We start from the raw sequence: 7,761 nt of genomic DNA, 5'->3' as shown, positions 1-7,761 counted from the left end.
GCTGGGGGATGCCGAGAAGATCGACTTCGAAGGCATCAAGCCTGATCGCCGCACCATTTTCCCGGCGGGCCTGGCGATTCTCGAAGCGATTTTCGACGCCCTCGAACTGCAACGCATGGACCACTGCGATGGCGCCCTGCGTGAAGGGGTGCTCTACGACCTGCTGGGCCGTCATCATCATGAAGACGTCCGTGAGCGCACCCTCAGCTCGTTGATGGAGCGTTACCACGTCGACCTGGAACAGGCGGCGCGGGTTGAACGCAAGGCGCTGCATGCTTTCGACCAGGTCGCAGCGGATTGGGACCTGGAAGACGGCGTGTGGCGTGAACTGCTGGGCTGGGCGGCCAAGGTCCATGAAGTGGGGCTGGACATCGCCCACTACCATTACCACAAGCACGGCGCCTACCTGATCGAGCACTCGGACCTGGCGGGTTTCTCCCGTGAAGACCAGCAGATGCTCGCGCTGCTGGTACGCGGCCACCGCCGCAACATCCCCCGGGACAAGTTTGCCGAGTTCGGTGCCGAGGGCATCAAGCTGATTCGCCTGTGCGCGCTGCTGCGGTTTGCGATCCTGTTCCACCACATCCGTGGTACCCAGGAAATGCCGCAAGTGGTCCTGCGGGCCAATGCCGACAGCCTGGACGTGGTATTCCCGAAGAACTGGCTGGATGAAAACCAGCTGACCCAGGCGGATTTCGCACAGGAAGCCGAGTGGCTGACGCGGGTTGGGTTCACGCTGAACGTGCGCTGATATGAGTGAGTGACGCGGAGCGTCACAGGATGTATTCCCACGCAGAGCGTGGGAACAATCCAACGCCACAAAACAAATGTGGGAGCGGGCTTGCTCGCGAAGGCGGAGTGTCAGTCAACAGATTCATCGACTGATCCACCGCTTTCGCGAGCAAGCCCGCTCCCACATTTTTGACCGCGTCGGTTTTTAGTTCACCGTCAGAATCGGGCTGCCCAGCTTCTCCAGCAACGTCGCCTGGGCGCTGCGCGGGTTCTGGTTGCCGGTCGGGGTGTTGCGCACGTAGCGCCCGTCCGACTGCAGGCTCCAGCTGTGGGTGTTATCGGTGAGATAACTTTCCAGCTCCTTCTTGACCCGCATGATCAGTTTCTTGCCTTCCACCGGGAAGCAGGTCTCCACACGCTTGTCGAGGTTGCGCTCCATCCAGTCGGCACTGGAGAGGAACATCTGCTCCTCGCCGCCATTGAGGAAGTAGAACACCCGCGTGTGCTCCAGGAAGCGCCCGATGATCGAACGCACGTGGACGTTATGGGAGACCCCGGCGATGCCCGGCCGCAGGCAGCACATGCCACGCACCACCAAATCGATACGCACACCCGACTGGCTGGCCTTGTACAGCGCGCGGATGATCTTCGGATCGGTCAGCGAGTTGAACTTGGCGATGATGTGCGCCGGCTTGCCTTCGAGGGCGAACTGGGTCTCGCGGGCAATCATGTCGAGCATGCCCTTCTTCAGGGTGAACGGCGCGTGCAGCAGTTTCTTCATGCGCAGGGTCTTGCCCATGCCGATCAACTGGCTGAACAGCTTGCCGACGTCTTCACACAAGGCATCGTCGGAGGTCAGGAGGCTGTAGTCGGTGTAGAGCTTGGCGTTGCCGGCGTGGTAGTTGCCGGTGCCCAAGTGGGCGTAGCGCACGATCTCACCGGCTTCGCGGCGCAGGATCAGCATCATCTTGGCGTGGGTCTTGAAGCCGACCACGCCGTAGATCACCACCGCACCGGCGGCTTGCAGACGGCTGGCCAGTTGCAGGTTGGACTCTTCGTCGAACCGCGCCCGCAGTTCGATCACCGCCGTCACTTCCTTGCCGTTACGCGCGGCGTCTACCAGCGCATCGACGATTTCGGAGTTGGCGCCGGAGCGGTACAGGGTTTGGCGCACAGCCAGCACGTGCGGGTCCTTGGCGGCCTGGCGCAGCAGGTCGACCACCGGGGTGAAGGACTCGAACGGGTGCAGCAGCAGAATGTCCTGCTTGCTCACCACACTGAAGATGTTCTCGCTGTTTTGCAGCAGTTTCGGGATCTGCGGGGTGAACGGCGTGTATTGCAGCTCCGGGTGGCTGTCCAGGCCAGTAATGCTGAACAGGCGCGTCAGGTTCACCGGGCCATTGACCTGGTACAGCTCGGTCTCGCTCAGGTTGAACTGCTTGAGCAGGTAGTCGGACAGGTGCTTCGGACAGGTGTCCGCCACTTCCAGGCGCACCGCATCACCGTAGCGACGGGAGAACAGCTCGCCGCGCAGGGCGCGGGCCAAGTCTTCGACGTCTTCGGAGTCCAGCGCCAGGTCGGCGTTACGGGTCAGGCGGAACTGGTAGCAGCCCTTGACCTTCATGCCCTGGAACAGGTCATCGGCGTGGGCGTGGATCATCGACGAAAGGAATACATAGTTATCGCCAGCGCCCCCCACCTCTTCCGGTACCTTGATGATCCGTGGCAACAGGCGCGGTGCCGGAATGATCGCAAGGCCCGAGTCGCGACCGAAGGCATCGATACCTTCCAGCTCGACGATGAAGTTCAGGCTCTTGTTCACCAGCAGCGGGAACGGGTGCGTCGGGTCGAGGCCGATGGGGGTGATGATCGGCGAGATTTCGTCGCGGAAGTAGCGGCGCACCCAGGTCTTGATCTTGGTGGTCCAGTGCCGGCGCCGGATGAAGCGCACGTGATGCTTTTCCAGTTCCGGCAGCAGGATGTCATTGAGGATCGCGTATTGGCGGTCCACGTGGCCGTGTACCAGCTCGCTGATGCGGGCCAGGGCCTGATGCGGTTGCAGGCCGTCGGCACCGGCTTGTTCACGGGCGAACGTGATCTGCTTCTTCAGGCCGGCGACACGGATCTCGAAGAACTCGTCCAGGTTGCTGGAGAAGATCAGCAGGAATTTCAACCGCTCCAGCAATGGGTAGGACTCATCCAGCGCCTGTTCCAGCACGCGGATGTTGAATTGCAGTTGTGACAGCTCGCGATGGATGTACAGGCTGCTGTCATCCAGGTTGGTAACCGCAACCACCGGTACCGGCGCGGCAGCGGGCGCTTCGGCCACCACGGCAGGCGGGGCCGGCTCCAGCTCCGGCGGGGTCTCGGTAGCTTGTTCGACCACCGGGTGAGCGTCTTTTACGGCAACTTCTGTGAGTCCTTCGGTATTCATCGAGTGTTCCTGTGAGGGCTAGTGTTGCTCTCTAAGCAATTGGGCGGCGCGGGCGGCGAAGTAAGTCAGGATGCCATCAGCACCCGCGCGTTTAAAGGCAGTCAGGGATTCAAGGATCACCCCTTCACTCAACCAACCATTCTGGATCGCGGCCATGTGCATGGCGTATTCACCGCTGACCTGATAGACAAAGGTCGGCACCTTGAATTCCTCTTTGACCCGATAAAGGATGTCGAGGTACGGCACCCCGGGCTTGACCATCACCATGTCGGCGCCTTCGGCCAGGTCCGCGGCCACTTCGTGCAGGGCTTCGTGGCTGTTGGCCGGGTCCATCTGGTACGAGGCCTTGTTGGCCTTGCCCAGGTTCAGCGCCGAACCCACCGCATCGCGGAACGGGCCGTAATAGGCGCTGGCGTACTTGGCCGAGTAGGCCATGATGCGCACGTTGACGTGACCGGCCAGCTCCAGGGCTTCGCGAATCGCCTGGATGCGACCGTCCATCATGTCCGAGGGGGCCACCACCTGGGCGCCCGCTGCGGCGTGGGACAAGGCCTGTTTTACCAGCGCATCAACGGTGATGTCGTTCTGAACATAGCCTTCTTCGTCGAGAATGCCATCCTGCCCGTGGGTGGTGAACGGGTCCAGCGCCACATCGGTAATCACCCCCAGCTCCGGAAAGCGTTCACGCAAGGCGCGGGTGGCGCGCTGGGCGATGCCGTCGGGGTTCCAGGCTTCGGCGGCGTCCAGGGACTTGAGCCCGGACGGCGTGACCGGGAACAGCGCCAGCGCCGGAATCCCCAGTTCAACCCAGCTCGCGGCCTCTTCGAGCAGCAAATCAATGGTCAAGCGCTCCACGCCCGGCATCGACGCCACCGCTTCCCGACGATTTTCACCGTCCAGCACAAACACCGGCAGGATCAGATCATTCACCGTCAGCACGTTTTCACGCACCAGGCGCCGGGAAAAATCATCACGACGGTTGCGACGCAGACGAGTGGCGGGAAACAGGCGGTTGGCGGGGGTAAAGCTCACGGCAGACTCCTGAGCCCGGCTTGACGGGCGAGCGTGACAGTTATAAGCGGCCATTATGACGAAGGAATTACAGTTGTGGTTAGCTCATGCGCCGTAAGGCAACCGGCGTGCGACCTGTAGTCGCATTCGTCGTTTATGTAGGAATTGTTCACTTCGTGACACATCTCGATACTTTCATGAATGTTCACGAAGGCGTAGGCTGCGCGTTCATTTCGCCAGCACCCAGACCATGCTTCAACAATTTCTGCATGACTTCGGCTACTTTGCGCTGTTCCTAGGCACCTTCTTCGAAGGCGAAACCATCCTGGTTCTCGCAGGCTTCCTGGCGTTCCGTGGATACATGGATATCAACCTGGTGGTGGTCGTTGCCTTTTTCGGCAGCTACGCCGGCGACCAGTTGTGGTACTTCCTGGGACGCAAGCACGGCCGCAAACTGTTGGCGCGCAAGCCGCGCTGGCAACTGCTGGGCGACAAGGCCCTGGAGCATATTCGCAAGCACCCGGACATCTGGGTGCTGAGCTTCCGGTTTGTCTACGGTTTGCGCACGGTGATGCCGGTGGCCATTGGTTTGTCGGGCTACCCGCCGGGTCGCTACCTGTTGCTCAACGGGATTGGCGCCGCCGTGTGGGCCGCTGCGCTGGGCGCTGCGGCTTACCATTTCGGCGCGGTACTGGAAGGCATGCTGGGCAGCGTCAAGAAATACGAGCTGTGGGTGCTGGGCGCACTGCTGGTGCTGGGCCTGGGCTTGTGGATTCGCCGGCGCGTCAAGAACGCCCGCCTGACCCGCGAAGCCTGTGCCGCCGAGAAGGTTCGCCTGGCGGCCGGCGAACCTGAAAAAGCCGAAAAGCCTACGACGCCAGTCGAGTAAGCCGGTCTCTGCAACAGTAGAGGCCGATGCCGCTGAGCAAGCTGTAACTGACCAGGCCCAGCCAGCCCAACGCGCTGGCCGGCCACAGCCCCACCAGCGGCGCCAGCCACACCAAAGGCACATTCAGTGCCAGGCGCAGCAGTTCAGCCTTCAACGCCCACGGGCGGTTCTCCAGCGCCACCCCCAGGGTAAACAACCCCAATGCCATCGCGCTCCAGCCCAACACCAGGGCAGCGGTCGGCAAGCCCTCGCCGAAATTCATCAGGTAGCTGCCAAAACCCACGTACGCGACAAACTGCAGCGCGATGTAAATCTGTTGGCGCCCATCCAGCGGCACCTCGAACTTGCGGAACTGGCTCAAGTCCGGCTTGGCCATCGGGTACTTTGCCGCCACATCCGCCGGGCGCCAACCGGTGCGCATGAACCAGATCCGCAGCTTGTCCCACCCACTTTCGGTGCGCCGTGCATCACTCCACAGCTGCGCATAAAACTGCAGGTTGGCCCACAGCGGGTTCCAACTGGCCAAGGGCGTGGTCACGCCAAAGATTACCGGCTCGTTATCGTCTTCTTCCTGGAAGGAGCCAAACAGGCGGTCCCAAATAATGAACACCCCGCCGTAGTTGCGATCCATGTAGAGAGCGTTCTGTGCATGGTGGGCCCGATGATTGGATGGCGTGACGAAGAACCACTCGTACCAGCCGAGCTTCGGCACATGCCGCGTATGCACCCAGAATTGATACAACAGGTTGAGGGACGCCACGCTGATAAACACCACCAGCGGCACGCCCAACACGGCCAGCGGCAAGTAGAAGATCCAGCTCAGCAGGAAGCCGGTGCTGGTCTGGCGCAAGGCGGTGCTGAGGTTGTAGTCCTCGCTCTGGTGGTGCACGGAATGCGCGGCCCAGAGGATGTTGCGCTCATGGCCCATGCGATGCAGCCAGTAGTAGCAGAAGTCATAGAACACAAAGGCGAACACCCAGGTCCAGACGCTTTGGGCCGACAGCTCAATGATCGCCAGGTGCTTGAGGGCGAAGGCATAGGTGAGGATGCCCACCCCTTTGGTCAGCAGCCCCGTGGTGGTGGACAGCACGCCGGTGCTGAGGCTGTTGATGGCGTCGGCCACCCGGTAGTTGCGTTGGCCGCGCCGGTAGTCGGCCAGCAGCTCGACCACGATCAAGGCAATGAAAAACGGTACCGCGTAAGGGACGAAGTCCATGGGCAAGTCCGGTCAATTATTGTTACATCTAGAGTAGGTGTAGCGGCTGGATATCCCATTGGCAATGAGTGACAAATGAGTAGACATTTAACGCCATGAATCAGGAGAAATGCCCATGAGCAAAAAGATTGCAGTGATCCTTTCCGGCTGTGGCGTGTACGACGGGGCTGAGGTTCATGAAAGCGTGATCACCCTGCTGCGCCTGGACCAGCGCGGCGCCGAGGTGCAGTGTTTTGCGCCGAACATTGCCCAGTTGCATGTGATCAACCACCTGACGGGCGAGGAGATGCCCGAGTCGCGCAATGTGCTGGTGGAGTCGGCGCGCATTGCCCGTGGCGAGGTGAAGGACATTCGTGAGGCCAACGCCGAGGATTTCGACGCACTGATCGTGCCCGGGGGGTTTGGCGCGGCGAAGAACCTGTCGAACTTTGCCGTGGAAGGCGCCGGGTGCAGCGTCAACCCGCAGGTGCTGGAACTGGCCGAGGCGTTTGCCGAAGCGGGCAAGCCCGTCGGGCTGATCTGCATCTCGCCGGCGCTGGCAGCGAAGATCTATGGCCCAGGCGTGACCTGCACCATCGGCAATGACGCCGACACCGCAGCCGCCATGGACAAGATGGGCGCCACCCACCAGGAATGCGCGGTCGACGACATCGTCGAAGACAAGGCGCGCAAGCTGGTGAGTACCCCGGCCTACATGCTGGGCAAACGCATCAGCGAAGTGGCGTCAGGCATCAACAAGCTGGTGGACCGGGTGCTGGAACTCACCCACGAGAACGATTAGGCCTTCATCAGCCGGGTCAGAATCCGATCCAGCGAATTGGCAAACGCCTGCTTGTCCTTGTCCCCATGGGGCGGCGGGCCACCGCCCATCTGGCCCTGTTCCCGCAGATCGGTGAACAGGTTACGCACCGCCAGCCGCTCGCTCATGTTCTGCGGGCTGAACTCCTTGCCTCGTGGGTCGAGCGCAGCCACGCCATTCTTCACCAAGCGGTCGGCCAACGGCACATCGCTGCAGATCACCAGGTCACCGGGCACGGCGTGCTCCACCAGGTAGTCATCGGCCGCGTCCGGGCCGCTGGGCACCACGATCAACTTCACGCACGAGAAGCTCGGCTTGATCTGGCTCTGCCCGGCCACCAGCACCACTTCGAACTGGCGCTTGAGGGCGAACTTCACCACCTGATCCTTGGCCGCCCGTGGGCAGGCGTCTGCATCGATCCACACGCGCATGGTTACGCCACCACCCGGCGCTTTTCAGCCAGCCGGCTGCGACCGTACAGCACCACAATCGCCAGGATCGCCACGGCCTGGGCGCCCAGGGACTAGGCATCGGCGTGAATGCCCAGCCAGTCGAAGTCAAAGAACGCGACCGGCCGGGTGCCGAAGATCCCGGCTTCCTGCAACGCCTTGACGCCATGCCCGGCGAATACCACCGACAGCGCGCACAGCAACGCCGCGTTTATGCCGAAGAACAGCGCC

General features: G+C 61.8%; 6 protein-coding genes and 2 pseudogenes. 3 read left to right on the top strand and 5 right to left on the bottom strand.

Annotation, left to right across the window (positions count from 1 at the left end; genetic code table 11):
• Positions 1-751: pseudogene (locus HX846_RS12505) on the top strand (exopolyphosphatase); the annotation flags it as partial.
• A gap of 186 nt (positions 752-937) precedes the next feature.
• Here the strand turns inward: HX846_RS12505 and ppk1 are convergent.
• Together ppk1 and hemB are read right to left on the bottom strand one after the other, a co-directional pair.
• Complete coding sequence (gene ppk1, locus HX846_RS12500) at positions 938-3,166, bottom strand: polyphosphate kinase 1 (protein WP_178965476.1); 2,229 nt, start codon at positions 3,164-3,166, stop codon at positions 938-940.
• An 18-nt stretch (positions 3,167-3,184) separates the two neighbouring features.
• Entirely contained in the window at positions 3,185-4,198 is a 1,014-nt protein-coding gene (gene hemB, locus HX846_RS12495; RefSeq protein WP_178965475.1) for a porphobilinogen synthase, read from the bottom strand.
• A 229-nt stretch (positions 4,199-4,427) separates the two neighbouring features.
• Between hemB and HX846_RS12490 the strand changes: the two genes are divergently transcribed.
• Positions 4,428-5,066: a DedA family protein gene (locus HX846_RS12490; protein ID WP_003214015.1), complete on the top strand. Its 639-nt coding sequence runs from the start codon at positions 4,428-4,430 to the stop codon at positions 5,064-5,066.
• Here HX846_RS12490 and HX846_RS12485 read toward each other — a convergent pair.
• Positions 5,047-6,282, bottom strand: coding sequence for a sterol desaturase family protein (locus tag HX846_RS12485; RefSeq protein WP_178965474.1), 1,236 nt, complete (start codon positions 6,280-6,282; stop codon positions 5,047-5,049). The genes HX846_RS12490 and HX846_RS12485 overlap by 20 nt on opposite strands.
• A 115-nt stretch (positions 6,283-6,397) precedes the next feature.
• On the opposite strand from HX846_RS12485, the gene elbB reads away from it, so the two are divergent.
• Positions 6,398-7,063, top strand: a complete 666-nt coding sequence (gene elbB / locus HX846_RS12480) for an isoprenoid biosynthesis glyoxalase ElbB (protein WP_003214018.1) — start codon at positions 6,398-6,400, stop codon at positions 7,061-7,063.
• Here the strand turns inward: elbB and HX846_RS12475 are convergent.
• Both HX846_RS12475 and HX846_RS12470 read right to left on the bottom strand, forming a co-directional pair.
• Positions 7,060-7,512, bottom strand: coding sequence for a YaiI/YqxD family protein (locus HX846_RS12475; protein WP_003214020.1), 453 nt, complete (start codon positions 7,510-7,512; stop codon positions 7,060-7,062). The two genes, elbB and HX846_RS12475, sit on opposite strands and share 4 nt — an antisense overlap.
• 2 nt (positions 7,513-7,514) lie before the next feature.
• A pseudogene (locus HX846_RS12470) lies at positions 7,515-7,761 on the bottom strand (cystathionine gamma-synthase); the annotation flags it as partial.

Origin of the sequence: Pseudomonas sp. K5002 (genome assembly GCF_013386655.1) — a bacterium.
Taxonomy (GTDB): Bacteria; Pseudomonadota; Gammaproteobacteria; order Pseudomonadales; family Pseudomonadaceae; genus Aquipseudomonas.
The sequence above is the reverse complement of the archived record's forward strand: the minus strand, read 5'-3'. Positions and strand labels throughout refer to the sequence as shown.

What these genes read in the sequence shown, in the direction of transcription:
- HX846_RS12475 (WP_003214020.1), bottom strand. Translation starts at nt 7,512, where the DNA reads ATGCGCGTGTGGATCGATGCAGACGCCTGCCCACGGGCGGCCAAGGAT.
- ppk1 (WP_178965476.1), bottom strand. Translation starts at nt 3,166, where the DNA reads ATGAATACCGAAGGACTCACAGAAGTTGCCGTAAAAGACGCTCACCCG.
- HX846_RS12485 (WP_178965474.1), bottom strand. Translation starts at nt 6,282, where the DNA reads ATGGACTTCGTCCCTTACGCGGTACCGTTTTTCATTGCCTTGATCGTG.
- HX846_RS12490 (WP_003214015.1), top strand. Translation starts at nt 4,428, where the DNA reads ATGCTTCAACAATTTCTGCATGACTTCGGCTACTTTGCGCTGTTCCTA.
- elbB (WP_003214018.1), top strand. Translation starts at nt 6,398, where the DNA reads ATGAGCAAAAAGATTGCAGTGATCCTTTCCGGCTGTGGCGTGTACGAC.